Source organism: Clostridioides sp. ES-S-0048-02 (assembly GCF_020658495.1).
GTDB lineage: Bacteria > Bacillota > Clostridia > Peptostreptococcales > Peptostreptococcaceae > Clostridioides.
In genome coordinates, this window is the sequence record NZ_JACVWH010000001.1 from 117,154 (window position 1) to 135,914 (window position 18,761).

General features: G+C 29.7%; 18 protein-coding genes. 17 read left to right on the forward strand and 1 reads right to left on the reverse strand.

The window, feature by feature from the left end:
• Positions 1-67: 67 nt before the first annotated feature.
• From IC173_RS00550 to IC173_RS00570, 5 genes are all read left to right on the forward strand, one after another.
• Positions 68-781: a FadR/GntR family transcriptional regulator gene (locus IC173_RS00550; protein ID WP_227855012.1), complete on the forward strand. Its 714-nt coding sequence runs from the start codon at positions 68-70 to the stop codon at positions 779-781.
• 117 nt (positions 782-898) lie between these two features.
• Positions 899-2,173 carry a nickel-dependent lactate racemase gene (larA, locus tag IC173_RS00555; RefSeq protein ID WP_227855013.1) on the forward strand — a complete coding sequence of 425 codons (1,275 nt, stop codon included), beginning with the start codon at positions 899-901 and terminating at the stop codon, positions 2,171-2,173.
• Positions 2,174-2,189: 16 nt separating this feature from the next.
• Positions 2,190-2,978 carry an electron transfer flavoprotein subunit beta/FixA family protein gene (locus IC173_RS00560; protein WP_227434094.1) on the forward strand — a complete coding sequence of 263 codons (789 nt, stop codon included), beginning with the start codon at positions 2,190-2,192 and terminating at the stop codon, positions 2,976-2,978.
• 13 nt (positions 2,979-2,991) lie between these two features.
• Positions 2,992-4,212 (forward strand): FAD-binding protein, encoded by a 1,221-nt coding sequence (locus IC173_RS00565; protein ID WP_227855014.1) that lies wholly within the window; start codon positions 2,992-2,994, stop codon positions 4,210-4,212.
• 10 nt (positions 4,213-4,222) lie between these two features.
• Entirely contained in the window at positions 4,223-5,614 is a 1,392-nt protein-coding gene (locus IC173_RS00570; RefSeq protein WP_227855015.1) for an FAD-binding oxidoreductase, read from the forward strand.
• A gap of 304 nt (positions 5,615-5,918) precedes the next feature.
• Here IC173_RS00570 and IC173_RS00575 read toward each other — a convergent pair whose 3' ends face one another.
• Complete coding sequence (locus IC173_RS00575) at positions 5,919-7,199, reverse strand: nucleotidyltransferase (protein WP_227855016.1); 1,281 nt, start codon at positions 7,197-7,199, stop codon at positions 5,919-5,921.
• A gap of 454 nt (positions 7,200-7,653) precedes the next feature.
• Between IC173_RS00575 and IC173_RS00580 the strand changes: the two genes are divergently transcribed.
• The 12 genes from IC173_RS00580 to IC173_RS00635 all read left to right on the forward strand — a co-directional run bounded on the left by IC173_RS00580 (position 7,654) and on the right by IC173_RS00635 (position 18,753).
• A complete protein-coding gene (locus tag IC173_RS00580) occupies positions 7,654-8,850 on the forward strand; it encodes an acetate/propionate family kinase (protein ID WP_227434098.1) in 1,197 nt (398 codons plus the stop codon).
• 92 nt (positions 8,851-8,942) lie between these two features.
• Positions 8,943-9,467 (forward strand): YceD family protein, encoded by a 525-nt coding sequence (locus IC173_RS00585; protein ID WP_227434099.1) that lies wholly within the window; start codon positions 8,943-8,945, stop codon positions 9,465-9,467.
• Positions 9,468-9,491: 24 nt separating this feature from the next.
• The gene (gene rpmF, locus IC173_RS00590) at positions 9,492-9,668 is read left to right on the forward strand and encodes a 50S ribosomal protein L32 (protein WP_003419113.1); all 177 of its coding nucleotides are present in this window, start codon (positions 9,492-9,494) and stop codon (positions 9,666-9,668) included.
• Between the two features lie 201 nt (positions 9,669-9,869).
• The gene (fapR, locus tag IC173_RS00595) at positions 9,870-10,427 is read left to right on the forward strand and encodes a transcription factor FapR (protein ID WP_227434100.1); all 558 of its coding nucleotides are present in this window, start codon (positions 9,870-9,872) and stop codon (positions 10,425-10,427) included.
• Positions 10,428-10,437: 10 nt separating this feature from the next.
• Complete coding sequence (plsX, locus tag IC173_RS00600; protein ID WP_227855017.1) at positions 10,438-11,460, forward strand: phosphate acyltransferase PlsX; 1,023 nt, start codon at positions 10,438-10,440, stop codon at positions 11,458-11,460.
• 25 nt (positions 11,461-11,485) lie between these two features.
• A complete protein-coding gene (locus IC173_RS00605) occupies positions 11,486-12,472 on the forward strand; it encodes a beta-ketoacyl-ACP synthase III (RefSeq protein WP_227434102.1) in 987 nt (328 codons plus the stop codon).
• A gap of 106 nt (positions 12,473-12,578) precedes the next feature.
• On the forward strand, positions 12,579-13,508 hold the full coding sequence (gene fabK, locus IC173_RS00610) for an enoyl-[acyl-carrier-protein] reductase FabK (protein WP_227434103.1): 930 nt from the start codon (positions 12,579-12,581) through the stop codon (positions 13,506-13,508).
• 15 nt (positions 13,509-13,523) lie between these two features.
• Positions 13,524-14,474, forward strand: coding sequence for an ACP S-malonyltransferase (fabD, locus tag IC173_RS00615; protein WP_227836215.1), 951 nt, complete (start codon positions 13,524-13,526; stop codon positions 14,472-14,474).
• Positions 14,474-15,223 (forward strand): 3-oxoacyl-[acyl-carrier-protein] reductase, encoded by a 750-nt coding sequence (fabG, locus tag IC173_RS00620; RefSeq protein ID WP_227434105.1) that lies wholly within the window; start codon positions 14,474-14,476, stop codon positions 15,221-15,223. Before fabD ends, fabG begins: the two co-directional genes overlap by 1 nt.
• Before the next feature lie 76 nt (positions 15,224-15,299).
• On the forward strand, positions 15,300-15,524 hold the full coding sequence (gene acpP, locus IC173_RS00625) for an acyl carrier protein (RefSeq protein WP_227434106.1): 225 nt from the start codon (positions 15,300-15,302) through the stop codon (positions 15,522-15,524).
• Positions 15,525-15,552: 28 nt separating this feature from the next.
• Positions 15,553-16,791: a beta-ketoacyl-ACP synthase II gene (fabF, locus tag IC173_RS00630; protein ID WP_227434107.1), complete on the forward strand. Its 1,239-nt coding sequence runs from the start codon at positions 15,553-15,555 to the stop codon at positions 16,789-16,791.
• 243 nt (positions 16,792-17,034) lie between these two features.
• Positions 17,035-18,753: a diguanylate cyclase gene (locus IC173_RS00635; RefSeq protein ID WP_227855018.1), complete on the forward strand. Its 1,719-nt coding sequence runs from the start codon at positions 17,035-17,037 to the stop codon at positions 18,751-18,753.
• Positions 18,754-18,761: the final 8 nt, after the last annotated feature.

Sequence of the window (18,761 nt, forward strand, 5' to 3'; positions counted from 1 at the left end):
GAATGTAATGGCTTAAGATATATAATAGATATATATTATAACAACGACTACTACATGGGAGGAAAAAATGTTTAATAGTATAGCTAGTAAAAAAGTTTATGAACAAGTAATTGAGCAAATTCAATATAAAATATTAAATGGAGAGTTAAAAAAGGGTGATAAACTACTATCTGAAAGAGAATTATCTGAACAAATGAATGTAAGTAGAACCTCTATTAGAGAAGCTATCAGGGTTTTAGAAACTATGGGTGTGATAGAAAGTAGACAAGGTGAGGGTAATTTTATATGCACAAATATAGAAAAAACTTTAATAGAACCTTTATCTATGATTTTTAAACTGAATAATGGTACACTTGAAGACATACTAGAGCTTAGAATAATTTTAGAAATTGAGATTGCAAAACTTGCTTCAAACAGAATAACTTCTTCTGAATCTATAGAATTAAAAAGTATAATAGATGAAATGAGAATAGAAACCAATAAAAAAGATAATAATCAAATTTTGGTTTTATTAGATCAAAAATTTCACAGCAAATTGGCTACAATAAGTAAAAATTATTTAATTCAAAGTCTTTTTGTAACAGCCTCAAAATTGTTTGATGGATTTATAGAGGATGCAAGAGAGAAGATAATTGCAGAACCTTTAAATGAAACTATCTTGCTTAAGCAACATGAAGCTATATATAAGGCAGTTATAGAAAACAATACTGAACTTGCACATGAAAAAGCGAAAGAGCATATGAGATTTATAAGTAAAAACTACAGAAAAAATGAAAATTAAAAGTTTGTTATAAAATAAATTATTCTTGCAAATAGAAGATAATGGTACTATTATATAAATGTAAAACTGGTATGACCACATACCAATTTTATAGTTTATTATAATGGGAGATTAAAGATGGTAAAGTTAAAAGTACCTTATTCAAAGCAAGGAATGATTTTAGAAATACCTAACAAACGTTTTCTTGGTGTCTTGGAATCAAAATCGGATAATTATGTAGAACATAAGACACAAGAAGAAATAGTTGAAGAATCTATGAATAATCCAATAGGCTCTTTATCATTGGAAGAGTTAGTTAAAGGAAAAAAGAATGTAGTCATAATTACAAGTGACCATACAAGACCTGTTCCAAGTAAAGTAACTATGCCAATTCTTTTAAGAAGAATTAGGAAAGCTAATCCTAAAATTGATGTGAAGATTATAGTAGCAACTGGTTTTCATAGGCCAAGTACAAGAGAAGAATTAGTTTATAAGATGGGAGAAGAAATTGTAGATAATGAAGAAATAATCATGCATATATCTACTGATGATGAAGCTATGTGCAAGGTGGGTGTATTACCTTCAGGTGGGGATTTATATATAAATAAACTTGCATATGATGCAGAACTTTTAATCGCAGAAGGTTTTATAGAACCACACTTTTTTGCAGGTTTCTCAGGAGGAAGAAAAAGTGTACTTCCAGGAATAGCCTCTGCAAAGACTATAATGTATAACCATTGTAGTGATTTTATAGATAGTGACAATTCGAGAACTGGAAAATTAAAAAATAATCCTATTCATGAAGATATGGTATATGCAGCTAAGGTTGCCAAACTAGCATTTATATTGAATGTTGTAATAGATAAAGAGAAAAAAGTAATAGCATCATTTGCTGGTGATGTCGAAAAAGCACATACCCGAGGTTGTGAATTTGTAACAGAACTCTCAAAAGTAAATTCCATAAAGTCAGATATTGTAGTGAGTACAAATGGTGGATACCCATTAGACCAAAATATTTATCAAGCAGTTAAGGGGATGACAGCAGCAGAGGCTACCTGTAAAGAAGGTGGAGTAATAATAATGATTGCAGCATGTAATGATGGTCATGGAGGTCAATCCTTTTATGAAAATGTAGCAAATGCAGATTCTCCAAAACAACTTTTAGAAAAAATTAGAAGTGTTGACAGATGTGATACAATTCCAGACCAATGGGAATTTCAAATATTAGCAAGAATACTATCTAAGTATACTGTAATAATGGTAACAGATAAGTGTAGTCCTGAAATGATAAATAAAATGCATATGAAACATGCATTTAATTTTAAGGATGCTTTAGAGATGGCTACTAATATAGTCGGTGAAGATAGTAAAGTTACAGTTATACCTGATGGAGTATCAGTGATAGTTAAATAAAAAAGGGGTGTAGTTTATGGAAATTTTGACATGTATTAAACAAGTACCTGGAACAACCACAGTAGAGGTTGATGAATCCACAGGTGTATTGAAAAGAGATGGAGTAGATTCAAAAATGAATCCTTATGATTTATATGCTTTAGAAACAGCACTTAGAATAAAAAACGACATAAAAGCTAATTTAAAAGTACTTACTATGGGTCCTCCGCAAGCAAAGAAGGTAATAGAAGAGAGTTTTATGATGGGGGCAGATGAAGGAGCTTTAATAAGCGATAGAAGATTTGGAGGAGCAGATGTCTTGGCAACTTCTTACACTATATCGCAAGGTATTAAAAAAATGGGTAGAGTAGACTTAATAATTTGTGGAAAACAAACTACTGATGGTGATACAGCGCAGGTTGGACCTGAAGTAGCCGAGTTTTTAGATATACCTCATGTAACTAATGTTACAAAATTAATTGAAATCAAAGAGAAAAGCATAGTTGTTGAAATAGATATGCCAAATGATTTACAAGTATGTGAAATTGAGTATCCTTGTTTGATAACAGTAGAAAAAGATATTTTTCAACCAAGATTGCCTTCATTTAAGTTAAAGTTAGAAACTAAAGAAAGAAAAATACCTGTGTACAGTTTAGATGATTTTGAAGATAAGGACGAAGATAATTATGGATTAAATGGTTCCCCTACTCAAGTTGTAAGAATATTTCCTCCTAAGCCAAATACAGATAAAAATATTATGAGAGGAAATCCAGAAGAGTTAAGTTCTGTGCTTATAAATAAATTAGAGGAATTAAAATTAGTCTAAGGGGGAAGAAGAAATGTCAAAAATAGTTGTAAATCAAGATAAAATAACTGATTTAAAAAGAGTACTAGAAATTTGCCCTTTTGGTGCTATAGAAGAAAAATCAGGTAAGGTAGAAATAAGTGCTGGCTGTAAGATGTGCAAATTGTGTGTCAAAAGTGGACCCAAAGGTGCATTTGAATTTATAGAAAGTAATAAAGCAAAAATAAATAAGGATGAATGGAAGGGAGTGGCAGTATATGTAGAACATCATAATGGAAATATACATCCTGTAACATATGAACTTATAGGAAAAGCTCGCAAAATGGCATCAAAAATAAAGCAACCTGTATATTGTGTATTTGTAGGAAAAGATATAAAAGATAAATGTAAGAATCTTATCTCCTATGGTATTGATGAAGTATTTGTATACGATGAAGATGAATTTAAAGAATTTAGGATAGAACCATATGCAAAGGCAATAGAAAACTTTATAAATAAAATAAAACCAACAATAATGTTGGTTGGTGGAACTACATTAGGTAGGTCATTAGCTCCAAGGCTTGCTGCTAGATTTAAAACAGGGCTTACAGCAGATTGTACAATACTTGATGTGCAATCAAACACTGATTTAGACCAGATAAGACCAGCATTTGGTGGAAATATAATGGCTCACATAAATACAACCAATAATAGACCTCAATTTGCCACTGTAAGATATAAAATATTTTCAGCTCCAGAAAAGGTAGAAAATGCTACAGGAAAAATAACTTTATGTGAAATAGAAAAAAAAGAATTAAAATCTAAGATTAAAGTACTAAGTGTAAAAGAAAAAAATAAAGAAGTTGGTCTTGAAGAAGCAGAAGTAATAGTAGTTGCAAGTAGAGCAATAAAGAAACAGGAAGATATGGATATGATATATAAATTAGCTGACAAGTTAAATGCTCAAGTAGCAGGAACAAGACCAATTATAGAAGCGGGTTGGATAGATGCTAAAAAACAAATAGGTCTTAGTGGTAGAACTGTAAAGCCTAAATTAATAATAACTTGTGGTGTATCTGGAGCTGTTCAATTTGTTGCAGGAATGCAAGGAGCTGATTATATAGTAGCTATAAATAAAGATGATAAGGCACCTATACTTGATGTAGCACACTTAGCTTTAATAGGAGATATTTATGATATTATTCCTAAATTGATAAAAAAAATAGAAAATAAAAAAAATGATAAGCAAATATATGTGGCATCAGCAGCTGAATAGGGGGATAGAGATGTATAAATTAATTGATAAAAAAGATATAGATTTTTTAATAGATATTTGTGGAGATGAAAATGTAGTAGTTGGAAGTGATATAAATGAAGATTTTTCACATGATGAACTTGGAGGAATAGAAAAATATCCTGAGGTTTTAGTAAATGTGATTGAAACCAAGCTAGTATCTAAAATAATGAAATATGCATATGAAAACAATATACCAGTTACGCCAAGAGGACAAGGAACTGGTCTTGTAGGAGCTGCTGTTGCCATAAATGGTGGAATAATGATTAATCTATGTAAAATGAATAAAATACTTGAGGTTGATTATGAAAATCTAACATTGACAGTAGAACCAGGAGTTTTGCTTATGACAATAGGTCAATATGTTCAAGAGAGAGACTTATTTTATCCACCTGACCCAGGTGAGAAGAGTGCTACAATAGCAGGTAATATAAATACTAATGCAGGTGGAATGAGAGCAGTAAAATATGGTGTTACAAGAGATTATGTTAGAGGTCTTGAAGTAGTATTACCAAATGGAGAAGTTATAAATATAGGGGGAAAAGTAGTTAAAAATAGTTCTGGATATAGTATAAAAGATTTATTAATAGGTTCAGAAGGAACTTTAGGAATAGTTACAAAAGCGATATTAAAATTGCTTCCTTTACCAAAGAAAAGTGTAAGTTTACTTATACCTTTTCCTAATTTATCAATGGCAATAGAGACTGTTCCTAAAATAATAAAATCGAAATCAATACCAACAGCCATAGAATTTATGGAGAGAGATGTAATATTGGCTGCGGAAGAATTTTTAGGTAAAAAGTTTCCAGATAATACATCAGATGCTTATCTTCTACTTACGTTTGATGGAAATAGTATTGAAGAAATTGAAAAAGAATATGAAAAAGTTGCTAATCTGTGTTTAGAAAATGGAGCATTAGATGTATTTATATCAGATACGCAAGAAAGAAATGATTCTATATGGTCAGCCAGAGGCGCTTTCTTAGAAGCTATAAAGGCATCTACAACAGAAATGGATGAATGTGATGTCGTTGTACCAAGAGACAAGGTAGCAGAGTTTATAAGATATACTCATGAGCTTCAAGATGAGTTAAAAATAAGAATAAAAAGTTTTGGTCATGCAGGTGATGGAAATCTACACATATATATATTAAAAGATAGTATGGATGAACATACCTGGAAAGTAAGATTAAAAGAAGCTTTTGACTGTATGTATAAAAAATCTAGAGAACTTAATGGTCAAGTCTCAGGTGAACATGGTATAGGATATGCAAAAAAAGAGTATTTACATGAATCAAAATCAGATGCCTATATGATGTTAATTAAAAATATAAAAATAGCTTTTGACCCTAAAAATATTTTAAATCCAGGAAAAATATATTAAATATATAAATGTTATTTTTAAACATAAAAGTTATAAAAAACAGGTTTAAATTTAATAACTTAAATTTACTTTTTAATGTTAATAGTATTTGTAAATATTAATATTATTTATAAAGATTTTAGGATGGCAATGTTTATTTAACTTTAGAAATATGAAATATTATTTAAGTTAAGTTGGTGTTACCATCCTAAAAATATGAATACACATGTGAAGCGTATTTTATCTATAAAAAATATTTGTAATTATAAATACATCTTATTAATTTAATGAGGTTATTTAAAATTGATAAGGTTATTTAAAAAACTTATTTTACATATATTGGACGAGTGTAAAAGTCCATAGGACCTTTTACTAAACCTTGATTATTTCTATAATATACTGAGTTGTATATATTTGTAGATTTTATATCATAACTTATAAGTGTTTTAAAAATAGCATCATCTAATGAAAATGATATATTTGAAAATTTATTTATTATGTCTATGTTAGATTTATTTTTTATCTCTTTTAGAACTTCTCTACCTTTGTCATTAAAAGCAAGTATTCTTATATAAGGAACAATATCTATATCTTTTACAAGGTGAATATCGCTTTTTTTTATGCCTAACAATATATTATTTAAAGTTCTCTTGATTTTAGTTAAAGTATATCTCTTAGATTTAATTGATAATTGTAATTCGTATAAAGAATTAGATGTAAAAATATCTTTGTAAATTTTATTTTCTATACCTTCATTTACTTCAAAATAATCCTTTAAATTGGATATGTCCCTAAGTATGATTGTCTTTAAAGTATCAAAAAATAATTCATCAAACATAGGAAAAAATTTATTATCTATTTTTTCGTTTAATATACTATAAGTTTTTTCTGGAATAACTTTTTTTAACTGAGAGATATTACAATTTTCCTTAAGTGAAGTTCTTATAGCAGTAGCAGAGCAAATACTATTATCAATTTCTTTAGAGTTGTACTCTGACTGAACTCTGGAAATAGTAAATGGCTTTATATTGCTGTTTAAATTGATAAGATTTTTTATATATTCTATACCAAGTATATTATTTGATGAATTTAATATTTTTAATAATTGTTCTTTTGTAGTTTTTTGAGATAAGTCGCTGTTTTCATATTGGTGTATATAATCAAAAAGTGAATTAGCTCTAGCCACTGGAAATAACATACCATCATCTAAATATTTTTTTAAAAGTAATTTAAATTCGTTTGGCTCATTTGCTAAAATCTCTGCAATACTATAAAGAATATCTGTGTTTCCCTCTTCACTACCAAAACATACAGAACTTATGCAGTTTAGAGAATTTAAAATTGTTATGGCACCATGAGAAAAAATTTCGGCACTTTGGCAAGCAAACATAGTTGGTAATTCTATAACTAAGTCTACACCATTTTCGACAGCAATTTTTGCTCTAGTATATTTATCAAATAAAGCGGGCTCACCTCTTTGAAGAAAGTTTCCACTCATGATTGCCACTGTATGTGTTGCATTTGTTTTTTCTATAGATTTAGATAAATGATAGATATGTCCATTATGAAATGGGTTATATTCAACTATTAATCCAAGTATATTCATAAAATGCTCCTTTTTCCTTTGTTTATTTTATCTATATTGTAATTTATTATAATATGTATAAAATTTAAATTTTTAATTACCTAGCTAAAAAACATAAAAAAATTTGTTAAAATGTAGAAATACTACATAACAAGAAATCAGTTAAGTGTTATTAAAATAACTTTATTAAGCCTTTATATTATATTATTATAGCAAATGGGAAAGAATAATCTACATTAAGTTAATTTGTTAATAAATTGTTATTAAAACACACAATTTGCTGTAGTAGAAATATGATATAATATAAAAAAAAGTATATACTTTTATATTAAAAGGTGATATATTATTTATGAAAATCGTTTAATGTATACAATAATATATCTATGACAAAATAATAAAATATAAGTTTTTAGACATTTATTATGAATCAAAATTGATTACATATCATTTATAAAAATCTAAGGAGGAAATAATAATGAAAATATTAGTATTAAACTGTGGGAGTTCTTCATTAAAATATCAATTAATAGATATGAGTAATGAAGAAGTTTTATGTATAGGATTAGTTGAAAGAATAGGAATCGAAGGTTCTATACTTAAACATGAAAAAGCAGGAAGAGATGATAAATACATTGTTGAACAACCAATGAAAGACCATAAAGATGCAATAGCATTAGTATTAGAAGCTGTTGCTCATCCAGAATTTGGTGCAGTTAAAGAAATGAAAGAAATAGATGCAGTAGGGCATAGAGTTGTTCATGCTGGAGAAAAATTTGCAACTTCAGTAGTAATAACTCCAGAAGTAGAAGAAGCTTTAAAAGAATGTATAGATTTAGCTCCACTTCATAATCCAGCAAACATAATGGGAATTGATGCTTGTAAAGCTATACTTCCAGGTGTACCAATGGTAGGAGTATTTGATACTGCTTTCCATCAAACAATGCCTAAATCTTCATACTTATATGGTTTACCTCATGAATTATATACTAAATATGGAGTAAGAAGATATGGGTTCCATGGAACTTCTCATAACTATGTATCTCAAAAAGCAGCAGAGATGTTAGGAAAAGATATAAAAGACTTAAAAATAGTAACTTGTCACTTAGGAAATGGTGCTTCTATAGCTGCTGTTGATGGTGGAAGATGTATAGATACATCTATGGGATTCACTCCATTAGAAGGATTAATAATGGGAACTAGATGTGGAGATATAGACCCTGCTATACTACCTTTCTTAATGAGAAAAGAAGGTTTAGATGCTGATGGATTAGATAAATTAATGAACAAGGAATCTGGAGTATATGGAATGACTGGAATTTCTAGTGATTTCAGAGATATAGAAGATGCAGCTAAAAATGGAGATGAAAGAGCTCAAGCAACATTAGAAGCTTATGTTAAAAAAGTACAAAAGTATATAGGTGCTTATGCTGCTGAAATGAATGGATTAGATGTTGTAGTATTTACTGCTGGTGTAGGTGAAAATGGAAAGGCTATAAGAGCAGACATAGCTTCTAATATGGAGTTCTTAGGAATGAAACTAGATAAGGAAGCTAATGATGTTAGAGGAAAAGAAACAGTAATATCTACTGATGACTCTAAAGTAAAAATGCTTTTAATACCAACTAACGAAGAATTAATGATAGCTAGAGATACATTAAGATTAGTAAAATAATTTAATTAAACTTATGCCTATCAAGTAAAAATACTTGACAAACAAATGCTAGATTTGTATAATAAATTTGGTGATATGTTGAGGTGAACTTAATGAAAGTTAGCATAGAAAAAATAAATAGAAAAGAAACTGACAAAATAGACTTGAATTTTTGTGAAAAAATTGATACTATTAGTTATTGTGATGAGATTTACAAATTAGTATCACCTGTAAATTTAAAAGGTAAAGTATCAAAGACTAATAAAGGTTTGTATCTAGATATAGATGTTAATTTTACAATTGTTGACAATTGTTCAAGATGTCTTAAAGAAGTAGAAATACCATTAGAGTATTCTATACAAGGTTTTTTAGTAAAAGAAGAAGATTATGATGAAGATGAATTTGAGGAGTTTGATCCTTTTATATTCGATGGTGAAGAAATCGACCTTATTGATATAATAGAACAGACATTAGATTTTAATGTGCCTCATAAAGTTCTTTGTAGTGAAAACTGTAAAGGTCTTTGTCAAGGATGCGGAGCAAACTTAAATAAAGAAGAATGTTCTTGCAGTGAAATTACAAACGATGAGGAATACATAGATCCTCGTTTTGCTAAATTAAAAGATTTATTTAATTAAATTTTGACTAAGGAGGTGGCGTAAATGGCAGTACCAAAGCGTAAAACGTCTAAATCAAACACAAAAATGAGAAGAGCAGCTAACTCAAAGATGGAAGCAACAGGATTTGTAAGTTGCCCACAATGTCATGAGCCAAAATTACCACATAGAGTGTGTCCAGACTGTGGATATTATAAAGGTAAAGAAGTTGTATCTAAGTAATAGCTTCTAAAAAACATGTAGAGTGTACTCTACATGTTTTTTTTGTACATATAAAAAAGATGATTTACTAGAGAAATAAATGGATTTTATGCATATTAAAAATTAGAAAAATAATAATATAAGTATTGAAAATTTTTGTGTGTTACTATATACTACTATTAGTAGCTGGTACTAATTACAGCTATAAAATTTGGAGGGAACATGAAAAAGAAGAGTAAAGCCCAAAGACAACAAGAGCTTATAGATATGCTAAAGACTGATCCTTTTTATACTGATGAAGAATTATCAAGTTTGTTTAATGTTAGTATACAGACAATAAGATTAGATAGAATGAGTCTAAACATACCAGAGCTAAGAGAAAGAGTCAAATCAATAGCAGAAACTCAGAGTTCAAAAGTAAAGACTTTAGGAGTAAAGGAAATTACAGGCGAAATCATTGATTTATCTGTAGGGCAATTAGGTATATCTATGTTAGAAGTTACAGAGGACATGATTTACTCTAAAACTAATACTTTGAAAGATACGTATATATTTTCTCTAGCAGATTCATTAGCAATGGCTATAATAGATGCACCTAAAGTTATTATGAGAGTTGCAAATGTAAAATGTTTTAAGTTGATAGAACAACAAGACAGACTTATAGCAAAAGCAGAAGTGTATAGAAATATAGACAAAAAGCATTATGTAAAAGTTGTTATCAACAATAAAGCCCAAGAGCAAATATTTAGAGGGAAGTTTATCTTTGAAGAGTTAGATTAGGAGGAAAATCATGAAAATAGTAATAGATGGAATGGGTGGAGATAATGCACCAAAATCTAATGTAGAAGGCGCAGTAAATGCTATAAAAGAATATCAAGTAGATTTAATAATCACAGGAGATAAAGATTTATTAGAAAAGGAATTTTCAAATTATGAATTTGATAAAAATAAACTAGAAATAGTTCATACTACTGAGATTATAGAAAATGAAGATAAACCAGTTAAGGCTATAAGAAGCAAAAAAGATTCATCTATGGTAGTAGCATTAAACCTCGTAAAAGAAGGTAAGGCAGATTCTATAATATCAGCTGGAAACACAGGAGCTTTACTTGCTGGTGGATTATTTGTAGTCGGTAGAATAAAAGGAATTGATAGACCTTGCTTATGCTCAGCAATACCAAATGTAAAGCGAGGAATGACACTTATAGCAGACTGTGGTGCGAATGCAGATTGTAAATCTAAGAATCTAGTTGAATTTGCAGCTATGAGTAATATTTACTCAAGAAAAGTGTTGGGACTTGAAAATCCTAAAGTGGCACTAGCAAATGTTGGACTAGAAGAAGGTAAAGGCAATGATTTAGTTAAAAAATCATATGAGGAAATTAAAAAATTAGATTTAAATTTTATAGGGAATGTAGAAGCTAGAGAGGTTATAAATGCATATACAGATATAATTATTTGTGATGGATTTACAGGTAATATATTACTTAAATCTGCTGAAGGGGTAGCCCTTTCAGTTATGAGTCTTATAAAGGAAACTTTTATGGCTAGTACAAAAAGCAAAATAGGAGCATTACTTATAAAAGATGATTTAAAAAAATTAAAGAGTTTTATAGATTATTCTGAGTATGGTGGAGCTCCACTTCTAGGATTAAATGGAGGAGTTATAAAGGCTCATGGTAGCTCTGATGCTAAAGCTATAAAAAATGCTATAAATCAAGGTATAAAATTTACAAAAGGAAAAGTTGTTGAGGATATCAATCAATTTATAAGTAAATATAATGAAGAAAATAAAAATAACGAAGATGAATAAACTCGTTTTGGAGGTTTAATATATAATGAATACAAAGGCTGGAATATTAGGTGTGGGAAGTTATCTACCTGAGAAATCATATGATAATTTTCACTTCGAAAAAATAATGGATACATCAGATGAGTGGATAAGCACTAGAACTGGTATTAAGGAAAGAAGATTTGTAGAAGATAATGAAGCAACTTCTGACCTAGCATCTAAGGCTGCTTTAAAAGCTATAGAGTGTGCAAAGTTAAATGTAGAGGACATAGAGTTGATTATTTTGGCAACAATTACTCCTGATATGTCTTTGCCTTCAACTGCATGTATAGTACAAGAAGCAATAGGAGCAGTGAATGCTACTGCATTTGATATATCAGCAGCTTGTTCTGGATTTGTATATGGAGTAACTATTGCAAAGCAATTTGTGGAAACTGGTTGTTATAAAAATGTACTTGTAATAGGAGCAGAAACTTGCTCAAAGTTTCTAAACTACAATGATAGGTCAACAGCAGTATTATTTGGAGATGGTGCTGGAGCAGCTGTTATTGGACCTGTAAGTGAAGGCGGAATCCTATCTACACATATGGGTTCTGATGGTAGGGGAAAAGATTGTTTAAAGATACCTGCTGGAGGTTCAAGACTTAGAGCAAGTAAAGATACTGTAGAAGCTAATCTACATACAATAGAGATGGCAGGTAGCGATGTATTTAAGTTTGCAGTTAGAAAGATGGCAGAAACATCTTTAACAGCTCTTGAAAAAGCAAATTTAAATACAACTGATATAGACTATCTAATACCACATCAAGCTAATATAAGAATAATACAAGCTTCTTCTAAGAGATTAGGGCTTGATATGAATAAGGTTTATGTAAATATAAATAAGTATGGAAATATGTCTGCTGCATCTATACCTGTTGCGCTAGATGAAGCATATAAAGAAGGAAAAATCAAAAAAGGTGATAATGTAGTTTTAGTTGGCTTTGGTGGAGGTTTAACTTGGGGAGCTTCAGTTGTTAAGTGGACTTTATAGTACAAAACATCTAAAATTCTTTAATTAACAAAATTAGCTTTATCTAAAAATTAAAGTTAATTTACAATAAAAAGTTTACTTTTGATTTTAAGTGAAGGAGAATGATATGAATAAAATTTGCAAACTGTTAAATATAAAATACCCAGTTATCCAAGGGGGAATGGCATGGGTAGCTACTGCATCATTAGCAAGTGCTGTATCTAATGCAGGTGGACTTGGAATAATAGCAGCAGGAAATGCACCAAAAGAAGCTATAAAGGAAGAAATTGTTAAATGTAAAGAATTAACAGATAAACCTTTTGGTGTAAATGTAATGCTTATGTCACCATTTGTAGATGATATAATAGATTTAATTATAGAAGAGAAGGTTCAAGTTATTACTACTGGTGCTGGAAATCCTGCAAAGTATATGGACAGATTAAAAGAAGCTGGAACAAAAGTTATACCTGTAGTACCAACAATAGCTTTAGCGCAAAGAATGGAAAAGTTAGGAGCTACAGCAGTAATAGCTGAAGGGACAGAAGGTGGAGGACACATAGGAGAACTTACTACTATGGTTTTAGTTCCACAAGTTGCTGATGCTGTTAATATACCTGTAATAGCAGCAGGAGGTATTGTAGATGGTAGAGGTATTGTTGCTTCATTTGCACTGGGTGCGAATGCAGTTCAAGTAGGAACTAGATTTATTTGTAGTGAAGAGTGTTCTGTACATTTAAACTACAAAGAATTAGTGTTAAAAGCAAAAGATAGAGATGCAATTGTTACAGGAAGAAGCACAGGTCATCCAGTAAGAACATTAAAAAATAAATTATCAAAAGAATTCTTAAAGATGGAACAAAATGGAGCTACTCCTGAAGAATTAGACCAAAAAGGTACAGGTGCTTTAAGATTTGCAACAGTAGATGGAGATATAGAAAAAGGTTCATTTATGGCAGGTCAAAGTGCTGCTATGGTAAAAAAAATAACACCTTGTAAAGAAATTATAGAAACTATGGTAAATCAAGCAAAAGAGATTATGCCAGGCATAGAACTGTAAATCAGGAGGAGCATGATGGGAAAAGTTGCACTAGTATTTCCTGGTCAAGGAGCCCAGTATGTAGGGATGGCTAAGGATTTATATGAAAATAACGAGGTTGCCAAAAATGTGATAGACGAGGCTTGTAGTGCCTTAAATATAGATTTAAAAAAGCTTATGTTTGAGGGTGGTGAAGAAGAACTTTCTAAAACTGAAAATACTCAACCAGCTATGGTTACACATAGTGTAGCTGTACTAAAAGCGATACAATCAAAAATAGATTTAAAATATGATGCATGTTTAGGTTTATCTTTAGGAGAATATAGTGCATTAGTTGCAGCAGATGCAATTGATTTTAAAGATGCTGTATGCCTAGTTAAAAAAAGAGGTAAATTTATGCAGGAAACAGTCCCAACAGGGGTTGGAGCTATGGCAGCGATTTTAGGTTTAGATAGAGAAATATTAAGAAGTGTTGTAAAAGACATACAAGGAGGGATTGTAGAAGTAGCAAATTACAATTCTCCTGGTCAGATAGTTATATCTGGTGAAAATGAAAAGATAGAAGAAGCAATGGTAAAATGTAAAGAGGCAGGAGCAAAAAGAGCTGTTAAATTAAATGTAAGTGGGCCTTTCCACTCATCAATGTTAAGAGAAGCTGGAGTAAAACTAGCTAGTGAATTAGACAAAGTTAATATGACTAAGCCTAAAGTTGATGTAGTAGCAAATGTAAATGCAGATTACTATGAAAATGAAGGTAAAGACTTGCTTATAAAACAAGTAAGTTCTTCTGTACTTTGGGAAGATTCTATAGAAAGATTATTAAATGATGGGTATGATACTTTTATAGAAATGGGACCAGGAAAAACTTTAAAAGCATTTATTAAGAAGATAGCCTCTAATAAAAAAGCAAGTGTGAATATTTACAATATAGATGGTATAGATTCTTTAAATGAATTTGTACAAGATTATGGAAATGGAGAGATATAATGATAAATCTTACAGGACAAGTAGCAATTGTTACTGGTGGCTCTAGAGGTATAGGGAGAGAAATAGCAAAGAAACTAGCATCTCTTGGAGCTGATATAGTAATCAATTATACTTCTAAAGAGGATGAAGCCCTAAAAACTAAAAGTGAAATAGAAGGTATGGGTGTAAAATGTACTTCTATAAAATGTGATGTATCTAAATCTGATGAAGTAAATCAAATGATGGACTCTATTATAAAAGAGTTTGGAAAAATTGATATATTAGTTAATAATGCAGGTATAACTAAAGATGCATTACTTATGAGAATGAAAGAAGAAGATTTTGATAGAGTTATAGATATAAATTTAAAAGGTGTATTTAATTGTACAAAAGCAGTTATTAAACCTATGATGAAAAAGAAATATGGTAGAATAATAAATATGACTTCAGTAGTTGGAATCATGGGAAATGCAGGTCAAACTAATTACTGTGCATCAAAAGCTGGCGTGATTGGATTTACAAAATCTTCTGCAAGAGAATTAGCATCAAGAAATATAAATATAAATGCAGTGGCACCAGGATTTATAGAAACAGATATGACTAAAGTACTAAGTGATGAGGTAAAAGAATCAACACTATCAAATATACCAAAAAAATCTTATGGTAAACCAGAAGATGTAGCCAATGCTGTAGCATTTTTAGTTAGTGATATGTCAAGTTATATAACAGGACAAGTGTTAAATGTAGATGGTGGAATGGTAATGCAATAATAAAAAATAATACTTTAAAAAGTAGAGAAATCTATTTAAAATAAAAATTAAAATAAAAAATCTTAGGAGGAACACAATGTTTAATAAAGTTGTAGAAATAATAATAGAACAATTAGGAGTAGAAGATAAAGAAATAACTATGGAAACATCATTAATGAAAGATTTAGAAGCAGATTCATTAGATGCAGTAGAAATAATAATGGCACTTGAAGATGAATTTGGTATAGAAATACCAGATACAGAAGCAGAAAACTTCAAATCTATAGGGGACATAGTTAACTATATAGAAGCTAACAAATAGTCGAGCTTTAAAAAAGTGGAGGTATCAGATGAATAAAAGAGTAGTAATAACGGGACTTGGATGTGTTACACCATTGGGAACAGGAAAAGAAGAGTTCTGGAACAATATAAAATCTGGAGTATCTGGTATAGATAAAATAACTAATTTTGATGCTAGCACATATCAAACTCAAATAGCAGGAGAAGTTAAGAATTTTCATCCAGAGGAATATATAAGCAAAAAAGAATTAAAGAGATTAGATAAATTTGCTCAATTTGCAATAGTTTCTGCAAAATTAGCAGTTGAAGATGCAAATCTTGATTTAGATAAAGTTGATAGAGAACGTGTTGGAGTTATAATAGGCTCTGGTATAGGTGGGGTTGAAGCAATAGAAACTCAACATAAAATTCTTTTAGAAAAAGGAAACAAAAGAGTAAGTTCACTATTTGTACCTATGATGATAGGAAACATGGCAGCAGGTCAAGTTTCAATATTTTTAGGAGCAAAAGGACCTAATACTAATGTATGTACAGCTTGTGCATCAGGAACTCATTCAATAGGTGATGCCTTTAAGGTTATACAAAGAGGAGATGCAGATATTATGGTAGCAGGAGGCTCTGAAGCTGCTGTAACAGGACTTGCATTTGCTGGATTCTGTAATATGAAGGCTATGTCAACTAGAAATGATGACCCTAAAACTGCATCACGCCCATTTGACAAGGACAGAGATGGATTTGTAATGGGAGAAGGAGCAGGTATTGTTATATTAGAAGACTTAGAACATGCTTTAGCAAGGGGTGCAAAAATATATGCAGAAGTAGTAGGATATGGTTTAACTGCTGATGCATATCATATGACAACTCCAGCTGAAAATGGAGAAGGAGCAGCTAGGTCTATGAATATGGCTTTAAAAGATGGAAATGTTCCACTAGAAGAAGTAGATTATATAAATGCTCATGGAACTTCAACTTATTATAATGACCTATATGAAACTATGGCTATAAAAACTGTATTTGGAGAAAATGCATATAATTTATGTGTATCATCGACAAAATCTATGACTGGTCATTTATTAGGAGCATCAGGCGCAATAGAAGCAGTTGTTTGTGCAATGAGTATAGAAGATAATTTTGTACCTCCAACTATAAATATACAAGAAGTTGGCGAAGATTTAGATTTAGATTATGTTCCAAATAAAGGTAAAGAAAAAGATATTAGATATGCACTATCAAATTCTTTAGGTTTTGGTGGGCATAATGCTACAATTGTACTAAAAAAATATGTATAAATAAATGACAAATATTAAAAATAACATTAAAAAACAAGCACTTGTTTTTGACCTTATAAATTTATATTAACTAAATTAAAAGTCCCCTAAATTAGAATAAATGTCTAATTTAGGGGACTTTTTTATTAAATTTTAATTCTAGCACATGTTGTAAATCATTTTGATATATTGTATCATAAATTATTGAGAGGTTATATATATGCAATTTTTCATTCTACAATATACAGAAGGAGGGCTAAAATTTTGAATTTTAGACTACCAAAGAAAAGTTTACCCAAAAAGATAATTTTTATAGCTATAATACTTATTAGTATTATTTTGTTTATAGGGTATGATCAAAATGGACTTAAAGAAAGAGAAATTATAAATAAGGGAAAATATATGTCTGAAAGTCTTGTGTCGGATAAGAAGTATGATGAAGCAAAAAAAATGGTTAAAACTTCTTTTGAATCTATCCCAGAAAAAAAATACAATAAAGTATATAATGAAGTTTGGGATATGTTAAAGACTATTTCATATGTCCCAGATGGAACGAAGATAATTATTGATTCGTTAGAAAAGATGAGAACATCAGATGTAAAATTATCTGATGAATGTAGATTTGGTATAGAGAAAAGACTAGCATCAGTGTACATAATGGATAATAATTATTCTAGCGCAGTAGATTTAACTGTAAAGTCTATAAAATTAGCTGAGAAATTAGGGGATAATTATGAAAAAGCAAGACTAGATGTTGATTTGGCGAGCATACTTTTAAAGGTAGGTGGATATGAAACAGGAGAAAAATTAATAAAGGATTCTTTTAAGATAGATGTTGATGAAGATGAAAAAAATGGAATGGTTAGATTATATGCTCTTATAAATTTAGCAGAAATATATGTAGAGTTGGGAGAATATGATAAAGCCATTGAAACATGTAGCAATGTAAAAGACTATAAAAAGTTTGTAAACATAGATGATTACAATGATTTTGAAATAATGGCTTCTATAATGCAGGCAAATGCACATGTAGGAAAAAATGAGATATCAAAGGCAAAGACTCTTTTAGAAAGAGCTGATTATCTTATAAAATATGATAAATCAATTCATATATTAGATAAAGGTATGTATTACTATATGGCAATGGGAAATTTGGAATATAAAAGTAAAAACTATGATTCTGCAATAGATAACTATAAAAAAAGCCTAGAGATATCTACTAAAAGAAAGTTAACTCAAGAGAAAATAAAAACCTTAAATGAAATATTGAATATATATGAGAAACAAGGGAATGTAAACTCTGTAAATAAGTACCAGAAGATATTAATAAATGAATATAAAGAGAGCAAAAGTATAAGAGATTCGGAAATTAGTTTTTATATAATTGATAAGGTATCACGTGAAAGTGAGTTTTTTGAAAAAAGTAAAAAAGAAATTAAGTCTTATAAAATATTATTTAGTGTAATTTTAATTATTACATTAGGTTCTACTTTTTTATATAATAGATTGAAGTACTTTAAAGCACAAAATTTACATGATGGACTTACAAATGTTTATAATAGGAAAAGTTTTGATATTATGTATAATAAGTACAGAGAAAAAGATGATAACTTTGCACTTGTAATGATAGATATAGATAATTTTAAACTTATAAATGATAATTATGGACATAAATTTGGAGACGTTGTCATAAAGGGCATAGTAAATACTATTTGTGTTATGCTTGAGCAAGAAGATAAAGTATTTAGATATGGTGGAGAAGAGTTTTCTGTATTGATAAGAGATAAATCTGGTGAAGAAGTGTTTGATATAATTGACAATATAAGAAATGCAATTGAAAATAAAAAATGGGGTGAAGATGTGAATGTAACTATAAGTGCAGGTATAGCCCATGTCTCTGATAGCAAAAACATATTAGAAGAAGCTGATAAAAATCTATATAAAGCAAAACAGCTTGGAAGAAATAAAGTAGTGTACAAATAATTGTATAT